Source organism: Microcystis sp. M079S1, from assembly GCF_020246425.1.
Taxonomy (GTDB): domain Bacteria; phylum Cyanobacteriota; class Cyanobacteriia; order Cyanobacteriales; family Microcystaceae; genus Microcystis; species Microcystis aeruginosa.
This window is the reverse complement of the sequence record NZ_JADBSZ010000066.1, coordinates 24,348-44,974: the sequence shown is the minus strand read 5'-3', so window position 1 is coordinate 44,974 and position 20,627 is coordinate 24,348. Positions and strand designations below refer to the sequence as shown.

At 42.6% G+C, this 20,627-nt stretch carries 17 protein-coding genes; 10 read left to right on the top strand and 7 right to left on the bottom strand.

The annotated features are described in order from the left end of the window. Positions 1-36: 36 nt before the first annotated feature. The 3 genes from IM456_RS04065 to tnpB all read left to right on the top strand — a co-directional run bounded on the left by IM456_RS04065 (position 37) and on the right by tnpB (position 5,008). Positions 37-1,680, top strand: coding sequence for a Ppx/GppA phosphatase family protein (locus IM456_RS04065; RefSeq protein ID WP_149987715.1), 1,644 nt, complete (start codon positions 37-39; stop codon positions 1,678-1,680). A 230-nt stretch (positions 1,681-1,910) separates the two neighbouring features. Next, on the top strand, positions 1,911-3,560 hold the full coding sequence (locus tag IM456_RS04060; RefSeq protein ID WP_287693160.1) for an alpha/beta hydrolase: 1,650 nt from the start codon (positions 1,911-1,913) through the stop codon (positions 3,558-3,560). A 266-nt stretch (positions 3,561-3,826) separates the two neighbouring features. Beyond that, positions 3,827-5,008, top strand: a complete 1,182-nt coding sequence (tnpB, locus tag IM456_RS04055; protein WP_287693161.1) for an IS200/IS605 family element RNA-guided endonuclease TnpB — start codon at positions 3,827-3,829, stop codon at positions 5,006-5,008. A 14-nt stretch (positions 5,009-5,022) separates the two neighbouring features. Here the strand turns inward: tnpB and IM456_RS04050 are convergent, their stop codons facing one another. Both IM456_RS04050 and IM456_RS04045 read right to left on the bottom strand, forming a co-directional pair. Beyond that, positions 5,023-5,313, bottom strand: coding sequence for a DUF3082 domain-containing protein (locus tag IM456_RS04050; RefSeq protein ID WP_079209266.1), 291 nt, complete (start codon positions 5,311-5,313; stop codon positions 5,023-5,025). Between the two features lie 65 nt (positions 5,314-5,378). Then, complete coding sequence (locus IM456_RS04045) at positions 5,379-5,885, bottom strand: general secretion pathway protein GspE (protein WP_287693162.1); 507 nt, start codon at positions 5,883-5,885, stop codon at positions 5,379-5,381. Positions 5,886-6,799: 914 nt separating this feature from the next. Between IM456_RS04045 and IM456_RS04040 the strand changes: the two genes are divergently transcribed. From IM456_RS04040 to IM456_RS04025, 4 genes are all read left to right on the top strand, one after another. Continuing rightward, positions 6,800-7,843 carry a DNA cytosine methyltransferase gene (locus IM456_RS04040; RefSeq protein ID WP_149986054.1) on the top strand — a complete coding sequence of 348 codons (1,044 nt, stop codon included), beginning with the start codon at positions 6,800-6,802 and terminating at the stop codon, positions 7,841-7,843. Positions 7,844-8,117: 274 nt separating this feature from the next. Continuing rightward, a complete protein-coding gene (locus tag IM456_RS04035; protein ID WP_104397735.1) occupies positions 8,118-8,459 on the top strand; it encodes a hypothetical protein in 342 nt (113 codons plus the stop codon). Between the two features lie 190 nt (positions 8,460-8,649). Next, on the top strand, positions 8,650-9,123 hold the full coding sequence (locus IM456_RS04030; protein ID WP_149986053.1) for a tRNA (cytidine(34)-2'-O)-methyltransferase: 474 nt from the start codon (positions 8,650-8,652) through the stop codon (positions 9,121-9,123). A gap of 225 nt (positions 9,124-9,348) precedes the next feature. Then, positions 9,349-9,936, top strand: a complete 588-nt coding sequence (locus IM456_RS04025; RefSeq protein WP_149986052.1) for a prepilin-type cleavage/methylation domain-containing protein — start codon at positions 9,349-9,351, stop codon at positions 9,934-9,936. Positions 9,937-9,949: 13 nt separating this feature from the next. Here the strand turns inward: IM456_RS04025 and IM456_RS04020 are convergent, their stop codons facing one another. After that, positions 9,950-10,306, bottom strand: a complete 357-nt coding sequence (locus IM456_RS04020) for a 4a-hydroxytetrahydrobiopterin dehydratase (RefSeq protein ID WP_149986051.1) — start codon at positions 10,304-10,306, stop codon at positions 9,950-9,952. A 207-nt stretch (positions 10,307-10,513) separates the two neighbouring features. On the opposite strand from IM456_RS04020, the gene IM456_RS04015 reads away from it, so the two are divergent. Both IM456_RS04015 and bchB read left to right on the top strand, forming a co-directional pair. Next, positions 10,514-11,110 carry a nucleotide-binding protein gene (locus IM456_RS04015; RefSeq protein ID WP_061430878.1) on the top strand — a complete coding sequence of 199 codons (597 nt, stop codon included), beginning with the start codon at positions 10,514-10,516 and terminating at the stop codon, positions 11,108-11,110. A gap of 155 nt (positions 11,111-11,265) precedes the next feature. Next, positions 11,266-12,792, top strand: a complete 1,527-nt coding sequence (gene bchB / locus IM456_RS04010) for a ferredoxin:protochlorophyllide reductase (ATP-dependent) subunit B (RefSeq protein WP_149986050.1) — start codon at positions 11,266-11,268, stop codon at positions 12,790-12,792. 47 nt (positions 12,793-12,839) lie between these two features. Here the strand turns inward: bchB and IM456_RS04005 are convergent, their stop codons facing one another. After that, the gene (locus IM456_RS04005; protein ID WP_149986049.1) at positions 12,840-13,967 is read right to left on the bottom strand and encodes a class I SAM-dependent methyltransferase; all 1,128 of its coding nucleotides are present in this window, start codon (positions 13,965-13,967) and stop codon (positions 12,840-12,842) included. 399 nt (positions 13,968-14,366) lie between these two features. Beyond that, positions 14,367-15,251: a lipoyl synthase gene (lipA, locus tag IM456_RS04000; RefSeq protein WP_149986048.1), complete on the bottom strand. Its 885-nt coding sequence runs from the start codon at positions 15,249-15,251 to the stop codon at positions 14,367-14,369. 252 nt (positions 15,252-15,503) lie between these two features. Between lipA and IM456_RS03995 the strand changes: the two genes are divergently transcribed. Further along, the gene (locus IM456_RS03995; protein ID WP_287693476.1) at positions 15,504-17,243 is read left to right on the top strand and encodes a mechanosensitive ion channel family protein; all 1,740 of its coding nucleotides are present in this window, start codon (positions 15,504-15,506) and stop codon (positions 17,241-17,243) included. A gap of 334 nt (positions 17,244-17,577) precedes the next feature. Here IM456_RS03995 and grxD read toward each other — a convergent pair whose 3' ends face one another. Together grxD and dnaX are read right to left on the bottom strand one after the other, a co-directional pair. Further along, entirely contained in the window at positions 17,578-17,901 is a 324-nt protein-coding gene (gene grxD, locus IM456_RS03990) for a Grx4 family monothiol glutaredoxin (protein WP_002761995.1), read from the bottom strand. 87 nt (positions 17,902-17,988) lie between these two features. After that, positions 17,989-20,397: a DNA polymerase III subunit gamma/tau gene (gene dnaX / locus IM456_RS03985; RefSeq protein ID WP_287693473.1), complete on the bottom strand. Its 2,409-nt coding sequence runs from the start codon at positions 20,395-20,397 to the stop codon at positions 17,989-17,991. Positions 20,398-20,627: the final 230 nt, after the last annotated feature.

Here is a 20,627-nt window from a genome sequence, read left to right as displayed (position 1 = left end):
CCTATCCCCCGACTGGTAACTGATCACTGATAAGCGATGGTGAATATTTCTAATCAAGTTATACCCAATCGGGGACTAGCGCCCCAGGCAAAAGCCTCCGATGTCCAAATCCTAGCGGCGATCGATATTGGTACGAATTCGGTTCACATGGTAGTAGTGGCAATTGAACCGTCTTTACCTGCTTTTACGATTATTGCCAGAGAAAAGGATACAGTCCGTCTGGGCGATCGAGATAGGAAAACCGGTAAATTAACCCTAGCGGCCATGGAAAGAGCGATCGCCGCTTTAAAACGCTGTCACGATCTGGCTATTAGTCTCCAGGCGGATCAGATTATTGCCGTTGCCACTAGCGCCACCCGGGAAGCGACCAACGGCGACGAATTTTTGGCTTTAATCGAGAAAGAAGTCGGTATTTCTGTAAATCTCATCTCCGGACAGGAGGAAGCGCGCCGGATTTATCTCGGTGTCGTCTCGGGAATGGATTTCCAAAATCAAGCCCATATTATTATCGATATCGGTGGTGGTTCCACAGAATTAATCTTAGCTGATAGTCAAGAAATTCGCTTTCTTAGTAGTACCAAAATCGGGGCTGTGCGTTTGACCCAAGATTTGATCACCACCGATCCCATTACTCCCACAGAATTAGCCTATTTAAGAGCATACACCCGCGGAATGTTAGAGCGAGCAGTAGAGGAAATTAAACATCATTTACAGGTGGGAGAAGTGCCGCGTTTAGTGGGAACTTCTGGGACGATCGAAACTTTGATGACTATCCATGCTTTGGAGAAATTGGGGGAAATTCCCAATCCTTTAAATGGCTATCAATTAACCCGCAAAGATGTCAAAGAATTAGTCAAACGTTTCGCCACTTTGGACTATCATCAAAGACTGGCAATTCTGGGGATGTCCGATAAACGGGCTGAGATAATTCTAGCCGGTTCGATCGTGCTTTTGGAAGCGATGACCATGTTAGATGTTGATAAGTTAGTTCTCTGTGAAAGGGCCTTGCGAGAAGGGGTAATCGTCGATTGGATGCTGACGCACGGTTTAATTGATAATCGGTTACTTTATCAGAGTGAAATCCGTCAGCGCAGTGTCTTGAAAATAGCGAAAAAGTATCAAGTTAATTTAGAATCTGCTGAGAGAATAGCGGCATTTTCCCTGTCTTTGTTCGAGCAAACTCAAGCACAATTACATTCTTGGAATCAGGAGGCTAAAGATTTATTATGGGCGGCGGCTATACTGCATAATAGTGGTTTATATGTTAGTCATGCTGCCCATCATAAACATTCCTATTATTTAATTCGTAATGGTGAACTGTTGGGCTATACGGAAATAGAGTTAGAAGTTATCGCTAATATCGCTCGTTATCATCGCAAAAGTAAGCCGAAGAAAAGGCACGATGATTTTATGAAATTAACTGAATACTATCAGTATATGGTCAGACATTTAAGTGCTATAATGCGCTTGGCTGTGGCTTTAGATCGGCGACAAATAGGAGCGATTAAAAAGATTGAATGTAAGTACGATCCTGAATATAGAACCCTACATCTGCATCTTTTTCCCAATAATGCTGAAGATGATTGTGCTTTAGAATTGTGGAGTTTAGACTATAAAAAACCTGTTTTTGAGGAAGAATTTGGGGTGAAAGTAGTGGCAACTTTGGCATTTTTACCCTGAAACAACAAGCGGTGAGCGGTTATCATTGAATACCACTGGTATTAGGTAGCTTGAAATCGGCAAGATTGGAATTTTCGAGACTTGTTACCCGTTATTCTAGGTCAAGATTATCGACCGTGGCAAATTGATAATTTTTGTTGATAGTCAAGTAAGAAAACGGTTAAAAACTGAAAGGTTACTGTTATAATCCAGAGGGAATAGGATCGCAGAAAGAAAAGGAGCCGAAAAACTTGTTGCAATTAGCTAAAATTGGTCGCTTGATCGCTCTTGGTTGCTTGGGAACGATACTGACTAGCTTTCCTGTCCTCTCGGCCGAGAGAATCACTTTTATCTTAGCGCCCTTTAGTCGTACCCTAGAAATTAGTTCCCTAGAAAAGTTTGCCAAAACTGGCAGAATTGACGCTAATCTAAGACAATATTTAGGTAATACCACCGCCGAACAACAAAAAGAATTTCGCCAAGCTTTAACCACAAGTAAAGAAGTTAATCCCGTCCTGATCTCGCGCTTTTTTAACTCCACAATGGGGAAAGATATCCTCAACCTTTTAGGGGAACTGATCACCATTCAAGGGGGTATTAATGGTAAATTTGCCCTGCGTTCTGCCCTAGTTAAATCAGCCTTTGAACCGGGAGGGGTAACTATTCTTAACCTGCTGCGTAATCTGCCCACTAATATGCAGATTGATGTGACAAAAGTGCAAAGATTAGCTCGGGCGATCGATATCGTCCTGAAAGCCACCACAGTATTCACGGAAAAGGTGGCGCAATTATCCTTAGAAGAAGCTAAAAAGGCCGGTGAAATTAATTTCACCGCCATGACCGACCCCCGACAACCGGGACCCCAACAAGTGGAACAAATGCGGCTGGATTTAACCGATAGCCGTCGTCAGAGGGAACTTTATCTAATTATTGTCAAACCCAAGGGGCAATTAACCCAGAAAACCCCTGTTATCGTCTTTTCCCACGGTTTAGCTTCCCGTCCTGAAGATTTTGTCCGACAAGCGGAACATTGGGCTAGTTACGGTTATCTCGTTGCCATACCCCAACACTCTGGCAGCGATACCCTACAGGTGCAGAATCTGCTGGCCGGGTTATCGCGGATGGTTTTTTATACCAACGAATTTGTCGATCGTCCATTGGACATATCTTTTGTGATCGATGAATTGCAAAGACGCAACGCGGGGGAATTTCAGGGGCAATTAGATTTAGATAATGTGGGAGTTGGTGGACATTCCTTCGGCGGTTATACAGCCTTAGCCGTGGGTGGAGCGACGATCGATTTCGAGAATTTACAACGGGACTGCCAAAGAAGATTAGCTTTTCTCAATGTCTCCCTCTTGCTGCAGTGTCGTGCTTTGGATTTACCCCGAGAAGAATACAACTTTCGCGATCCGAGAATAAAAGCGATTTTTGCGGTTAATCCGTTTAATTGGAGTATTTTTGGGGCTAAAGGACTGGCTAAGATCGAAATTCCCACTTTTGTAGCGGCAGGAACCTACGATCCCGCTACCCCCGCTATTTTTGAACAGGTGCGCTCTTTTCCCCTGCTCAATACCGAAAATAAATATTTAGCTCTGATTGAAGGTCAAGCTCACGTCGATTTTTCGGTACTAGACGCGGGAATTAACGAAGCGATCGAATCCATAGCCGATCTTACCCTGCCCGCACCATATCTGATCGATAGTTACGCCCATTCCCTATCTTTGGCCTTTTTTGAGGTGTATATTCGCAAAAACCCCGGCTATAAACCTTTTTTACAGGCGGCCTATTCCCAATATCTCAGTCAAGGCCAGGAGTTTAGATGTTTTCTGATTACCCGCGCCTCCTCGGCCGCTTTAGAGCAACTCATCGAAGATTTTATCGCTCAAAATGTCCGTTAATCAGTTATCAGTTATCAGTTATCAGTGATCAGTTATCAGTTATCAGTTCACTGTTTACTGTTTACTGATCACTGAAAAGCTCCCCACTTTCCCACTTCCCCACTTCCAATTCATAATTCATAATTTATCAAAAATGTCGGGGTAAAGACCATCGCTTTTAGCGACGGGATGAAACCCCGACCAAAATAGAACCGCAAAGCACGATTAAATCCTTGACAATTTAGCCTTGCATAGTTTACCATAGTAAATATAGTCTGGTAAACAAGATGTTAAAAGCGTTTAAGTACAGAATCTATCCGACCAGTGAGCAATCAGTTTTGCTCGCCAAGTCGTTTGGCTGTGCTAGATGGTTTTACAATTACGCTCTCAACTTAACATCCGAAACTTACAAGCAAACTGGAAAAGGATTAAGCAGAGACGAAATAATTAAGCTGCTGCCTTCCTTAAAAAAAGAGCATGAGTGGTTAAGCGAAGTACCATCGCAGGTATTACAACAAGCCGCTTTAAATCTTTCTAGTGCTTTCCTTAACTTTTTTGAAGGTCGAGCTAAATATCCTAACTTCAAGAAAAAGCAAAATAGGCAGTCAATTAGATTCCCTCAACACTGTAAGTTAAAAAATGATGTTTTGGTATTACCTAAAATTGGTGAAGTCTATTGCCAAGTTTCACGGCAACCAGAGGGAAATTTAAAGTCTGTTACGGTTTCAGTTAATCCATCAGGAGAATATTTCGCATCTTGTCTCTATGATGATGGTCAGGATTTACCCCAAAAATCATCAGAAGGAAAAGCTATCGGGATAGATGTTGGACTAACCCATTTTGCTATTACATCAGATGGGACTAAACACGGGAATCCTCAATACTATCGTAAGTACGAACAGAGATTAGCGAGGAGACAAAAGAAACTAAGCCGCAAGCAAAAAGGCTCTAACAACCGAAATAAAGCTAGAGTTAAAGTTGCTAAAGTTAACTCTAAAATTGTTCGTTGTCGTGAAGATTTTCTGCACAAACTAAGTCGTAAATTAGTTGACGAAAACCAAGTCATAGTGGTAGAAAATCTGGCAGTCAGAAACATGGTCAAAAACCCTAAACTAGCCAAATCAATTAGTGATGCTGGTTGGGGTCAATTCTGTACCATGTTAAAATACAAGGCTGAATGGGAAGGAAAAATCTATATAGAAGTAGATAGATTCTTTCCTAGCTCTAAGACTTGTAGTAACTGCTTAAATCCTGTTGATAGTTTGAGTTTAGATATTCGTAGTTGGCAATGTCCTAAGTGTGGAGAAACCCACGATAGAGACATCAATGCCGCTAAGAATATTCGGGATGAAGGTTTACGAATTTTGGCGGTAGGGCATACCGCTACTGCTTCTGGAGGGAGAGTAAGACCAAGTAAAGGCACTGCTTTTGCAAGGCATCTCCCTGTGAATGAAGAATCCCTCGCATGAGTGCGATGGGAGTGTCAAATTTGTTGAGGGCGTTTAAGTAGTAATTGGATAGCCAAAAGAATTAAACCAATGGTGACAAAAGCAAAAATAAAGGTTCCTAGAGAAGCTAAACCAAAAACTAAAGTGCGGACAGCACTGCCAATTCTCAAGGCGATCGGACTGTGAGCAACCATTGGTTTTGAGTAAAAAGAATGACCGATCGCTGCTGTGAGATAATAGAGAATTGTCCCCAATGCTGCCGAAATTGCCGCACCAACCAAACAGCGAGTAGGAGTAACTTTTTTGGTTTCTAATTCTGTGGTCATTCCTTTTTAGTCCTCAAATATTGCCCAGGTTAAATTTTAATTCTTTTCCCCAGCATTTTACCCGACTAGGACCAAGGATCGAGGACGGAAGGAAAAGAAGTATCGACTTGCGAGGAGGCGATCAGGTCTTGATTCTGGTCTAGTTGCCGTTTTAACTGTTCCCAATCGCCGGGGTCGGTTAACTCCTCATAAACAGGGGCAGCGGAAAAGATCGTTTCTTTGTCCGATGACCAGTTTCGGGAAGGAAGGACTGGATTAGTCAAATCAGGCAACTCCTGGTCGAGAATAGTCGGATTTGCGCTCTCAGGGGAAGCTGTGGGCGAATTTAGGCTAATTTCCCGCTTTAGTGACTGTAATTCACGGTTGAGAGCCTGTAATAACTGCTCGATCGCCTCGATTCTCCCGAAAACATCCGAGGGAATCTCAGGATTATTGGCAGCAGAGAGGGAGGGTAAAGTTAATTCATCAGCCATGACGCGCTCGATTTCCTCTAGGGTAGTATAACCCGATTGCACTAACTTTTGGGCAAAGGAAGGCAGCTTGGTCTGAAGTTTCTTGTTTGCTAATGACATGGAATAGAGCCAGTAAAGACTGTACAACCCACTACATCCCTTAGTATTCCCATTTTTTCACCGCAGCTAACAGGTAAAAGAAAATTTATCCCACTTTCCGCACTTCTTAACCTTCAATTGATAATTTTTACTAATATTTTGCTTAAAACCCATTGCTAAGTAGTCGTGCAAAATTAATTTCCTAGTCGAGACAGGAGACTCCGAGACAGGAGACTCCGAGACAGGAGACGGGATACAGCTATTAGGGATCGGATTTGAGTTTTCAGTTCACTGTTTCCTCACATCAGAAGTCTGACGGAGTAGTGGCTTAGATGTGTAATTAATTGTGCTTAGATACTTAGTAGGGACTATAGCTACAATGATTGATTTTGCTCAAGGTGAAGAATTGTAATTTTTTTTCTCAGAAAAAATCAATTATTGAAAATGTTCTCAATAGTAGTTTCTACAATGAGGCTTTTTCGTCAAAACATCTTGGGGAATGTAAAAATATATAAAAGTATATGAAGATGTGCGGAATGTCGGATTTATCGTCGGCTACTTATGGCGTTTCTCATCAAGACGAAGTGTAAACTGATTTGGTATCGACTGCTGACGACCGACTCCCCAAAAGGAAAACTTCCTACCTCATCATTTAGGATAACTGCTATAAAAAGAGCAGAAGAGGTCATGGTTTCTAGGTTATGCTTGTTAAAGGTATCTTTCTTATCCTACACTTGTAATACCAATCTGTTTAGTATTTGGGAGAAAAAAATTATGCGGACAGGGGAGATGGGGAGATAGGGGAGTGGGGAGACCACTTCGTGCGCGTTGCGGGGGGAAGTGGCGAGAAAGATTCGAGCATTTATACTAAAATCTAAGATAGCCGGTTTAATATCGTCTCAGGGATCAAAACAAAAGCTTAGAATAGATAAAATATGTGGACTTTTATTGATTTATTTGCCGGTATAGGAGGATTTAGAATCGCCCTAGAAAATCTCGGTTGTCAATGCGTTTTTTCCTCGGAAATCGATCCTCACTCCCAAAAGGTTTACTTGGCTAACTATGGTCATTTACCCGATAATCAAGACATCAGAAAATTAGAGGCAAAAACTGTACCCGATCATGATATAATGTGCGGCGGGTTTCCCTGTCAAGCGTTTAGTATCGCCGGCAGAAAACACGGTTTTGAAGATGCACGCGGAACCTTATTTTTTGAAGTTGCCCGGATCCTACACGAAAAGAAACCGAAAGCTTTTATCTTAGAAAATGTCCAGGGGTTAGTTCACCACGATCGAGGTAAAACTTTAAAAACTATTTTAGATATATTAGAAAAGGATTTGCATTATTTTGTCCCTAGTCCCCAGATTTTAAATGCCAGATATTTTGGGGCTCCTCAAAACCGTCCCCGAATTTTTATCGTCGGTTTTCGAGAAGATTTAAATATTTACCATTTTTCCTATCCTCAACCAACCCATCAAGAAACTTGTCTCAAAGATATTCTAGAAGAAAAGGAAGTCAGCGTTAAATATTATCTCTCTAATCAGTATTTAGAAACTTTGTTTAAACACAAGGCCAGACACCAAAATAAAGGTAATGGGTTCGGTTATGAGATTATTTCTCCCGATGGTATCGCTAATGCTATTGTGGTGGGAGGTATGGGAAAAGAAAGAAATTTAGTTATCGATCAAAGACTGACTAATTTTACTCCCGTTACTCGCATTAAGGGAGAGGTAAATAAATTATTCGTCCGCAGAATGACCCCCAGAGAATGGGCAAGATTACAGGGATTTCCCGATAGTTTTCAGATTGTTGTCAGCGATGTCCAAGCTTATAAACAGTTCGGTAATTCTGTGGCCATTCCCGTGGTAGAAGCAGTGGCAAAAGAGGTGATTAAAGCTTTAGATTTATCCAGAAATTCTCAAGAAAATATCAGGGTTAAAGACCTACAGGGGAGACAATTAGAACTATTGTCAATCTGAGGAACAATAACAATTTTTTCTAGGGTTTTGGGTATATTAAGAATAGTTATTATTTGATCAATATGATCGCTGTTTATGCTCGACTCTCACTGGATTAACAGTGGACTTGTTACATAATTAATTTTCGAGGGTTCAAAAATGGGAAAAATAGGCATGAGGTAAAAATAAAAAGAGCAGAAGAGGTGATGGTTTCTGGGTTGTGCTTGTTAAAGGTATCTCTCTTATACTACACTTGTAACACCAATAGGTTTTAGTATTCGGGAGAAAAAAAATTATGCGGACAATCACACGCACCACCACTACTGATATGGAAGTCACCAGCATTCGTCTGGAAAGAGTCCTCAAAGACAAGCTGAAAGAGATTTCCGGCAATCAAGGTTATCAAGCACTCATTCGCGATGTCTTATGGAATTTCGTTCAGCAGAAATCAGGAGATTATCGACCTCAGTTTTGTGCTGGTGATATAAGGGCAGTATTTAACGCTACAGCTAGAAAAAATGAGATTTGCGCTCTTACAGGCAAGTTAATCCCCGCTAATGAAACAATGTTGTTAGGTTTGACGATCTATGGCGATCTAGTTCCGTTGAGTATGGATAGTTATGCCAATTTAAAATAAGTTTGACTAGGGTGAGGCAGAATCCAGTATAGTTAGTCCTCACCCATAAAGATAAGGTAACAGGCAATGGGGAAGTGGGAATTATAAATTATAAATTATGAATTATGAATTGAGAGGTGGGGAGTTTTTTGCTGTAAACAGTGAACTGATAACTGATGACTGATAACTGATGACTGATAACTGATAACTGATGACTGAACCGATTTTACGAGTGGTTTTAATTAATCCGCAAATTCCGCCAAATACGGGGAATATTGCCCGTACTTGCGCCGCAACGAGGACAGAATTGCATTTAGTCGGTCCTTTGGGTTTTGAAATTAGCGATCGCTATCTGAAGCGCGCCGGCTTAGATTATTGGCCCTATGTAAAACTTATGTACCACTTGACAATTGATGAATTCTGTGATTATCAACAAAAGAGCGGGGGACGGGCGATCGGGTTTACTGTGCGCGGCAGCAGCAGCTATGTGGAATACAGCTATCAAAGCGGAGATTGGCTACTTTTTGGCAGTGAAACCGACGGTATTCCGGCAGATTTATTAAATCAATGTGATCATACAGTGTATATTCCCATGGCTGAACCGGGGGTGAGAAGTTTAAATCTTTCCGTTAGTGTGGCAATCGGATTATTTGAGGCCAGACGACAACTGGGATTTATTCGTTAGCGTGACATTTGGCTATATAAACAGGGCAAATAAACTGAATTGACCAAAAAATTAGAAAATTGCTTTTATTTAGCTGATTTTTGCCCATATCAGAAAAAATAGCGATCGCAGTCAATCTTGTCCGTAATAACAGCAAGAAATTATGTGGATTATCCTAGCGCAAGTTAATTGTTGCTCCTTTGTAATTACATAATTTATTGAAAATAAAAAGGCAAGATGAGGCTCATGAATATCTTAGACCTTTCTCCCAATACTTTTCGCAATTTACAGCTTTTTAATCGGCAAAAATGCACCTCTGGCTTAACTCAAGTCGAGATGTTAGTTACCCTAATTTTATTAGCAATTCTCTTAACCATTGCCCTTTCTGTTTATCATCGTTTAATGGCTTGGATTCGCTTAAATATCGCCACCTTTGAAATATCACAACAGTGGAAAAATACCCGTTATCAAGCCACAGGAGAAGGTTCTCACCCCCTATCTTTGTGCATGGCAGAAAATGAAACCCAACAGATTAAAGTGGCAAAAGTGCAGGGGGACGAATGTGAAAATGTCACCGATTGGACTCCCATAACTCGCGGTGTTAGCATCGATACTGATAATTCTACCCTACGCCGAGTTAGTGGGCCGGCGGGTAATCAAGGTACAATTTACCGCGCTAGTTGGGCCGATACAAGGGGGGGGTTAGGGGGTTCTTGGGGACAGTTAGGCAGAATTACTTTAGTTGCTTCCGGTACACCCGATAAACGCTGTTTATTTTTATTCCGTGTTGATGGTAGTTGGGATATTCGTCAAGATGATAGATGTGTGGGTTAAAGCTGATTTAAAACTAGGGAATCAGGCGCTCGATTTGTTGAGCTAAATCAAAATCTAAGTTACTTAAACCTCCCACGTCATGGGTAGTGAGGGAAAGAGTAACGCGATTGTAATTGATGGTAATATCAGGATGATGACCTAGGAATTCAGCTGGAGTAACTAAGCGATTAACAAAAGCGATCGATTCGATAAAATTGTTAAATTTAAAAGTTTTTTCAATCCGTTGATCTCGTAACTGCCAGCCCGGGATAGTCTGTAATTGTTGAGAGATTTCTCGAGCGGATAAACGAGTAGCGGGTAAAGAGAGGACTAATTGACCAGTTAACCCAATCATGAAAGCGATCGCTATTGCTAAGAATTGGTTCAACATTGAAGACGCTGCCGTACTTTTGGTGAGCGGAAAAAGTTAATAAGCCCAAAATCTAACATTAAGAAACACTTTACACCATAATGTCGAGAGAGCCACGCTCAAAAATCTACAATCCTGACTGATAGCTTTTCTGGGGGGAAACTTAGACGGTTTTCAGTCCGTCTGGGAGTACACTAGAAAATACCCATTTATTCCATCGAGCCGTTCATGATTATTTCCGTCGTAGCACTGAAGGGAGGGGTCGGGAAAACCACCACATCGATTCATCTGGCCGCCTATTTTCAGGAAAAAGCGCCCACCTTATTGATCGATGCGGATAAAAATCGTTCGGCTCTCCATTGGTCCCGGGAAGACACCCTTCCTTTTATGGTAGCGTCCCAAGCTGGAGCGACGGGACTGGTGAAACAATACACTCATATTATCGTCGATACCCAGGCCCGGCCGGAGCCAGACGAGTTAAAAGATTTAGCTCAGGGCAGCGATTTATTAATCCTACCCACCACTCCCAATCATCTCGATATCGATGTCACCATTAAAGCGGTAGAATTGCTGTCCAAGATGACCGATAATTATCGAGTTCTTTTAACCCAAGTAGATTCACGGACAAAAACAGGACGAGAAGCTCGGAAAGCTCTAGAAGAAGCAAAATTACCCGTATTTAAGCGAGAAATTCCCCGTTTAGTTGCTTTTGAACGAGCGGCCGAAAAGGGAGTCGTCGTCAAAGATTATCCCGACCCCCGGTCGAATTTCGGTTGGCTTTGTTACCAAGCGGTCGGTAAAGAAATTTTGGCCCTAATGACATAAATTGTTAAAAAAGTTAATATTAATATTTGTGTCATTTTTCCCCGAAAAGATACTTAATCTGCATGGGGACTTTTTGTAATCTTCCGTTAAGCGTTCACTCCTAAATCCGTAAAGTCTGAGACAATCAAAAAAGTCTGACTGTAGGAGAACCCTCTATGAAATTGGCCTATTGGATGTATGCGGGTCCCGCTCATATTGGCACTTTAAGGATCGCCAGTTCCTTTAAAAATGTTCATGCTATCATGCACGCTCCTCTGGGAGACGATTATTTTAACGTCATGCGCTCGATGTTGGAAAGGGAGCGTAATTTTACCCCCGTCACTGCTAGTATTGTCGATCGTAATGTTTTAGCCCGGGGTTCCCAAGAAAAAGTCGTCGATAATATTGTTCGCAAAGATCGCGAAGAAAGTCCCGATTTAATCGTTTTAACCCCCACCTGTACCTCCAGCATTCTCCAAGAGGATTTACAAAACTTTGTCGAAAGAGCGCGACAGGATGCCGAGGGGGATGTGCTGCTGGCCGATGTCAACCACTATCGCTATAATGAACTACAAGCGGCCGATAAAACCCTCTATCAAATTATCAAATATTATCTCGATAAGGCCCAGAGAAAAGGGGAAATTATCTCGCAGAAAACCCCTAAACCTTCGGTTAATATTATCGGTATTACCACCCTCGGTTTCCATAACCAACATGATCGCACGGAATTAAAGCGGTTAATGGCAGATTTGGACATTGAAGTTAACGAAATTATTCCCGAAGCTGCCTCGGTGGACAACTTAAAAAATCTGCCCCGCGCTTGGTTTAATCTGGTTCCCTATCGAGAAGTGGGATTAATGACAGCCAAATATCTCGAAAGTGAATTCGCTATGCCCTACGTTGATATTACCCCCATGGGAGTAGTGGAAACAGCCCGCTGTATTCGCCAAATCCAAGAGGTAATTAATGGCCAAGGTGCGGCAGTAGATTACGAAGATTTTATCAATGAACAAACTCTGCATATCTCCCAAGCTGCTTGGTTTTCTCGTTCCATTGACTGTCAGAATTTAACGGGCAAAAAAGCGGTGGTTTTTGGTGATAATACCCACGCAGCCGCTATGACAAAAATTCTCGCCAGAGAGATGGGAATCCATGTGGTTTTAGCGGGTACTTATTGCAAGTATGACGCGGATTGGTTCCGGGAACAAGTGAGTGAATATTGCGATGAAGTGTTAATTAGCGATGATAATGGGGCGATAGGAGATGCTATTGCTCGGTTGGAACCTGCGGCGATATTTGGTACTCAAATGGAACGTCATGTGGGCAAACGTTTAGATATTCCCTGTGGAGTAATTGCCGCACCTATTCATATCCAAAATTTCCCCCTCGGTTATAAACCTTTCTTAGGTTACGAAGGCACTAATCAGATCGCCGATTTGGTCTATAATTCCTTTACTTTGGGTATGGAAGATCACCTATTAGAGATATTCGGTGGTCATGATACAAAAGAGGTAATTACTAAAGGTATCTCGGCAGATTCTGACCTAAATTGGAATAAGGAAGCGACGGCAGAATTACAGAAAATACCCGGTTTTGTGCGGGGGAAAGTCAAACGAAATACCGAAAAATTTGCCCGGGAGCGAGGTATTGGTGAAATAACTTTAGAGGTAATGTATGCTGCTAAAGAATCCGTAGGAGCTTAATTATTTCTTGGGGCTGAAAGTTAACAGCATTCAGCCCTTTTTTTTAGTTATTTACTTAATCCCTGAAGTATTCTTTCTTCTACTCCTTTCCCCTGAATTAACACTCCAAATCCTCCTAAACCAGTGGGATTGATTAATTGATGTAAGGCATCTCGACGCTGAAATATAGTTAATATATCGATTTTTCCTTGAGAAAGTTGATTTAATCTATCTCCCAATCCCAAAGCCATTAAAAATAATCCTTGCTGAGTAAAACCGAGATTTTTTAAGCCTAATTTCTCCCCTTGACGTTGTAAAGCGGTAAAATCCACATGAGTGGTAATATCTTGTTCTCCCACCCACAAATAAGGATGATCATGACGCTGATGTTGTCGATAACATTGTAGGGTTCCTTGACTTCTTTGGGGATGATAATATTTTTCGGCAGTGTAACCGTAATCTATGGTTAAGATATAACCTCGATCGAGTTTCCGATTAACGGTTTCTAACCAGTCTAAAGCTAATAAGTTTACCTCAGTTTGATAGCCCTCCGGATAAAGTGGTGAAGGAATATTTATCCCCACTAAATCAAAATAGTCTTTGATTCTGTCGGTGGATAAATCTGCGATAATCTCCTGAAAAGATTCCCCCAATCCCAGATAAATTTCTCGCAATTCCCCCGACTCGATCACAACTCGATGGACAGGAAAAGCATCGATTAACTCATTACTAAACACACAACCCACAAGGGAATTATCGGCTAAATCCGGCCAACTTTGCCAAGATACCGGGGAATATCCCGCTAAAGTTGCCCGTTGTCTTTCCCTGAGTTTCTGAGATTGTTCGATAATTATATAACTGAGATTTTGATAAAAATCAGCATAGCTATCACTTAAATAATCAAGGATATCTTTCGCTAAAATTCCCGAACCTGCTCCCACTTCCACTAAAGTAAATCCAGGCGAATTGCCTAAAAATTCCGCCATCTCGACAAATTGCTCTGCCAACAATTGGCCAAAATCTGCCCCTAGAGACGAGGAAGTAAAAAAATCTCCTTTTGAGCCAATTTCTACTTTTCCAGCGGTGTAATAGCCATAATCGGGGTGATAAAGAGCTAAATCCATCCAGCGCTCGAAGCTAATTCGACCCGCCGCTGATTGTTTAATTTCCTCGCCGATGATTGCTTCTAAATTCATTTTGATCAGGGAATTATGAATTATGAATTATGAATTATGAAATGGGAATTATACTAAATCCAGTTACTAAAGACTGATTATCTATTCCTTCTTTTGCCTGAGTGCCTCTTGCCTTTTGCCCATCCTTATAAGTAGGTAGGCACAATTATTTGTAGGATGGGTTAGCGGTAGCGTAACATGAGCGGGCGTTGGGTTTCATGCTTCAACCCAACCTACGTTCATTTTATATTTAATTCCACCCACCTACTTAAGTAGCCTATACTCAACGGATTTAGTATTAGTAAACAGTAATCATTGATCAGTAAACAGGTATAAAGATAAAGATAAAGATAACTAACTAATTAACTTAAAACTTACATCTGATAACTGATAACTGATAACTGATAACTGATAACTGATTTAATCTCCCGCATGATAGGAACTGCGGACTAGGGGGCCGGATCTAACCTGGGAAAAACCCATTTTTTGGGCAATTTCTCCCAACTCGCTAAATTCTGCGGGAGTCCAATATTTCTGTACGAGCAAATGTTCCAGAGAAGGACGCATATATTGACCAATAGTAACTCGATCGCAGTTGATCGCCCGTAAATCTGCCAAAGTCTCGATAATTTCCTCTTTTGTCTCACCGTGACCGACCATTAAGCCGGATTTCGTCGGAATTGACCGATCGATTTCCTTAACATAACGCAAAACCGCCAAAGAGCGATCGTATTTAGCCCCGCGTCTAACTGGCCCTTGCAAACGGCGCACCGTCTCGATATTGTGATTGTAACAGGCAGGTTTTGCCCCCACCACCGTCGCCACCCGTTCCTGTTGACTTCCCTTACCTCCAGCAAAATCCGGGGTTAACACTTCAATTAAAGTATGGGGATTGCGTTCGCGAATGGCTGTCATCGTCCGCACAAACCAACTGGCTCCGCCGTCTTCCAGATCATCTCTGGCTACAGAAGTCAAGACAACGTAACTTAAATTTAACAATTGCACCGCTTCCGCCACTTTTTGCGGTTCCTCGACATCGAGAGGCATGGGTGCATGACCCTTATCCACTTGACAAAAAGCACAGGACCGGGTACAGGTGGGACCCATCAACAAAAAAGTCGCCGTACCTTCGGCATAACATTCGCCGCGATTGGGACAGCGACCCTCCTCGCAGATAGTATGAATGTTCCTTTGTTTGATAATGCGCTGAACCGTGGAGATTTCGCTAGATTTGCCGAGCGAACGCCGTAACCAAGGAGGTAAAGAGGTTATTTCCTCGCGCCACTGTGGGGAAATATTGGACATGAGAAGTTAAGTAAGGTGTTGGGGATTTCAGTTATCAGTAATCAGTTATCAGTGAGGGGTTGGGGTTGGGGAGAGGGTAGAAGGGAGAAGGGAGAAGAGAGAAGGGAGAATAAATAAAAGCTGACGGCTGATAGCTAAAAAGCTGATAACCGACTCCCCAAAACGAAAACTTCCTATCTCACCATTAAGATAACTGCTATAAGCTGAGAAAGCGGGTAAAGATCATTGTTAATCAAAAAGGAAACTTAGGCAATGGGACGACGGCAACGGAGAAAAATTTTCAATCTGGTCATTCAAGGATTGGCGGGTTGCCTCTTGGTTAGTATATTTGTTCTTAATTCCCTGCCATCCCTAGCCCAAAATTTTCTAGTTCCATTTGCATCTCCCACGGGAACAAGGATTTTTGTAGCTGGGGATATAGAATATGCTTCCGTGCATCTAGATGGATTGGCCTTATTTCAGATTGCCTCCCAAGATTTTACCGCTTCTGAGGCCCGGGAACTCTCCCCGGTAGAAAGACGGGCTAGCCGCATTGAAAGAGGTTTAAATAATATTATCAATCGGGGTTTCGATCCGACAACCCTGCAAGTAAGTACGGCGACTCTCAATAATTTAACCGTGATTGTGGCCAAGGATAACCAGAATTTACCGCAACAGGTAATTCTGACAGTGACAGAAGTTGATGCCCTGATCGATTCTTCTTCTGTTGCCGATTTAGCGGACAGATGGGTTAAAATCATCCAAACAGCTTTGATCCAAGCTTGGCAAGAACGTCAGCCCGCCCCTCGTCGGCAACAGGTAATGACTGCCACTATAATTATTTTGGGGCTAACTTTCTTAAGCTGGGTATCAATTTGGTGGCAGAAACACCTAAGAAATCGCTTCAATCTCCTCAAAAAACAGGCTAAAAGTCAATCCGATCGAAATTTACCTATAAATTCCCCTCCCAGAAAAGATCGCTCCCAAGAACCGATTTTAGCCTCTCTAGAAGATTCCTCTAATTTCCGTCAACAGGCTGATATTCAGCGACAACTGACGTTAAATATTCTCTGGAAAAGACTGGCTCTTATTGGACTGATACTGCTTTGGTTTGGCGGAATAGCGGCGATTTTGTATGTATTTCCTGAAACTAGGCTAGAAGGACGCGGAATAATTCGTATTCCTTTACGGATTTTTATTATCTGGTTGCTGCTGACATCAGTGAGCAATATGATTAATCTCTACGTTAATTCTCGGCTACGGGAGTGGGTAGAGGAAGGAGCGGTTTTTTCCGAAAATTTGGAAAGGAGGATTCTGCGCGCTCCAACTTTATTAGAAGTTTGGCGAGAAATTATCACATTTATCGCTATTTTTCTGGGAATTTTGATTTTTTTGAGTTGGATGGGCCTTTCTTTCGCCTTTTTACTCACGGGAGCCGGTTTAGTGGGAGCATTGCTCACCTTTGCCTTTCAGGATCTTTTAAAAGATTGGATGAACGGTTTTCTGATTGTCTTTGAAGATCAGTACACTGTCGGTGATATAATCCAGTTTCAGGAGTTTATTGGTTTGGTGGAAAATATGAGTTTGCGAGCGACTCAATTGCGGGCCGACGATGGACGTTTAATCACTATTGCCCATAACCAAATTATTATCGCACACAACCTCAGTAAAGATTGGGGGCGGGTCGATTTTACCATCGAAGTCGCCTATCAGACCGAGCCAGATGTGGCGATCTCTTTAATGGCAGCCATCGCTGAAAATATGGCTGTAGATCCACAATGGCAAGAAGATATCATCAATCCCGTGCAGGTTGCTGGTGTTAGTCGGGTTTCTCACACGGGGATGGAAATTATGCTCAGAATTGTCGTCAAAAGATTACGACAATGGGACATAGAAAGAGAGTATCGTCGTCGTCTAAAAATTGCTTTTGAGGAGAAGGGAATTCACATCGGTATCCCCCAACAAAGTGTCCTCGTAGCAAAAGATAGAGAGGAATTCAAGGGACAGTTTTAAAGGGGAGTGATACTAAATCCTGTTTAAAAGGTATAGGAGAGTGGGGTGTAGGGTGTAGGGAGAAGGGAGAAACAATTCATAACTTGAGAGTTAATCACACTATTAAAAACGGATTTGTTATCAGTGCAGTTATCACTCCGCGTCCTGTAGGGGCGAAGCATTCGGATAGAAAATCTACGGTTTCACCGATAGGTTATTGCCCGAATGCTTCGCCCCTACTTTTTGCCGCAAACCCTAAGTAAAAAATTGCCGTCTTTTCACTGATTACTGATCACTGATCACTGTTTGGTAGATTTAAACTAGGTTAGGTTAGATATCCTAACCTAGAAAATTTTTAGGAAGCTAAGGCTACCTCGACTATTTGTTGTAGTTCCCCATTTTGATAGAGTTCGATCATAATGTCGGAACCACCAATAAACTGACCGTTGATATAGACTTGGGGAATAGTCGGCCAATTGGAATACTCCTTAACTCCTTGTCTTAACTCCTGATCTTGGAGAATATCGACAGTTTCGTAGGAAACCCCCAGAATATTGAGAATTTGTATGACGTTATTCGAGAAACCACACTGAGGCATTAATTTATTGCCCTTCATGAACACAAGAACTTTATTATTCTGGACTAATTGATCGATTCTGGCCTTAGTTTCGGGTGTCATAGGTCTAGTAGCTAGAATTTGAGCAAGAATAGCCAATCCTGAGACGTGGCATATCCTATTAGTTTAGCACAAGCCGTTGGGATAGCTTTAAAAAGGAAGGTCTTCGTCCTCCTCCAAACTCTCTAAAATTTCGTTAACATCAGGTCTCCCGCGCACGATAGTCATATTTTCCAGAGACTTATTAACTTTAGTTTCTGCGTCCGAATTTTCTGGCAGTGAATAACCCATATTGACCACTTCACCATCAAAAGATTTCGCTAACTTTTGAGCGGCCGCCAAAATTTCACTAACATCGACATCTTGATCTAATGTCTCTAAAGATGAATCAAAACTTAAGATTTTTTGGGGCAGTTCTGTGCTAGGAGTTTTTGGGGTTCCCGATGCAGTGATCTTTGCTTCTTTTTTCTCGATAATTGCTTCTTTGACCGGGGGAATATCCACCACGGTCATAACTTTATTTTCGGGAGTTATTGGTGGGGTTGGTGCGGTTTCTGGTGGTGGTTGTATCCTGGCCGCTGGGGATTGGGAAACTTCCGCAGCCATGGCAGCAGTGGCGGAACCTACCTGTAAATGAACTTTAATCCGGCGCTGAAAAACTGCCTCGAAAGCTGACTCAATATTAGTCAAGCGTAGCCGGGCCATTTTTAATAATTGTTCCGAAGATATGCTTAAATAAGCGCTCGATTCTTCCATACTAAAAAGACTGCCGTGCTGACGTAGGAGAGTGCGAGTAGTGGGAGGTTCCATTACTTCTAAAACCTGCTGCCAAATTTGTTCATGATTGTCATCACTGGCAACAGTTTTAACCTCAGTTTTCGGCACTGCGACGCTAGTTATCGGGGTGATAACCGCCGGTTTGATCGGTTGATTAACCGGCGCTGGTGCTGTGATCACTTCCGGGGGCCTCTCGGCGCTGGTTTGGGGACGGGAAGGCGCTACCGTGGCAACTAGAGGAATCACCTGTGCTTGCGGTAACAGTCCTAAGAGAGTGACTTCTAACCAGAGACGGGGTTGAGTGGTGTTTTTTAGTTGCGTTTCGCTGTCTTTAAGAAGTTGTTGACCGCGGAGAATTTCCTCTAAAGACCAAGTACGCGCTTCCGTACACAAATCCTGCCAAGTGGGAGCAGTGACAGCCACCATTTCTGGACGATTAGGGGCGGTTTTGGCTAAAAGTAGGTTTAAATAGAACCCTGCTAGATTTTGCAAGACGATTAAAGGTTCCTTACCGCGATTCATCAGATGGCGACATTGTTCGATAACTTGATCGGGAATATTGCTATGAATGACTTTAAGTAGGGTTAAAAGGTCTCTTTCGGGGACTGCACCGACCAAATCCCAGACTCGCTCGGCCGTAATCGTTCCTGCGAGTAAACTTAATTGATCGAGGAGACTTTCCGCATCCCGTAAACCACCGTTAGCGATCTGAGCCACAAGGGTTAATGCTTCTAGGTTAATATCGATCGCTTCTATTTGGGCGATTTTTTGCAGGTGTGCCACCATCGCATCGAGAGCAATACGGCGATAATCAAAGCGTTGACAACGGGAGATGATGGTAGGCAAGACACGCTGAGGATCGGTGGTAGCAAGCACAAAAATCACTCGATCCGGCGGTTCTTCCAGAGTTTTCAGCAAAGCATTAAAGGCCGCCGTACTGAGCATATGGCAGTTATGAACTAATAACCCATTGGCAACAAAATTATGATTGTCCTCCACTTCTAGGTCATAGACGCTTTCTGTGTCACCTTCTTGAATCCCTATCACTTCCTCGAAATTTGTCAGCCATTGAGGGGATTTTATGATACTAGGCCTGTATTGCACCGCAGCCACATTCACAGGGGATAAGATCTGATCGCCGATTTTGAGATTTTTTGCTTGTATCCATGCTTTTTCTGTTCTAATCAAATGATTACCAGTGCAATTAATCGTCCGATTTCTGGTTTGAATGGTTAAAGTTGCTTTTACGCCTCGGTTTAGCCATCGCAGGACTTTTTTATATTCCCACTCTCCGCTGCTCTCGTTGTAACTGAGAACTCGTTTTCCGAGAATCTCAGGATGATTAATGGGGATTAATCCCGTTTCGGTGAAAACAAGGCTATCCCCAGTCAGGCACTCATCGATGACATAGACTTTATAACGACATTGGACGGGGGCAAATTGCGATCGCTCGATAATTTCCCGAATGTTATCCACACCGGTATTACTAGCGGCATCAATTTCGATCACGTCTAAAGCGGAACCATTGGCGATCGCTTGACAGACGGAACACTTACCGCAGGGAATCGGCGTCGGATGGTCACTAGACAGACAGTTGAGGGATTTGGCTAAAATTCGCGCCGAGGAGGTTTTCCCCGTGCCTCTGGGTCCAGTAAATAGGTATGCAGGGGCGATTCGCTCACTGATTAAGGCATTACTCAAGGTAGTGGCGATCGCTGATTGTCCCACCAAATCGGCAAAGGTTTGGGGACGATACTTATGATGTAGAGGTTCGTAGGTCATGACTGGCTGAAAACTTTTTCCCCACCCTAGAGACTACTATTATCCTATCCCGATTCTTTTTCAACACGAGAACAAGTGTATGCTTTTTAAGCTGTTAAGTATTGAAATTGCTTGTTGAGATCAGGCAACAGGCAACAGGTAACATAAAACCCCACACCCCACACCCCACACCCCACACCCCACACCCTACACCCCACACCCCACACCCATCAGCAAATTTTATCTAGCCA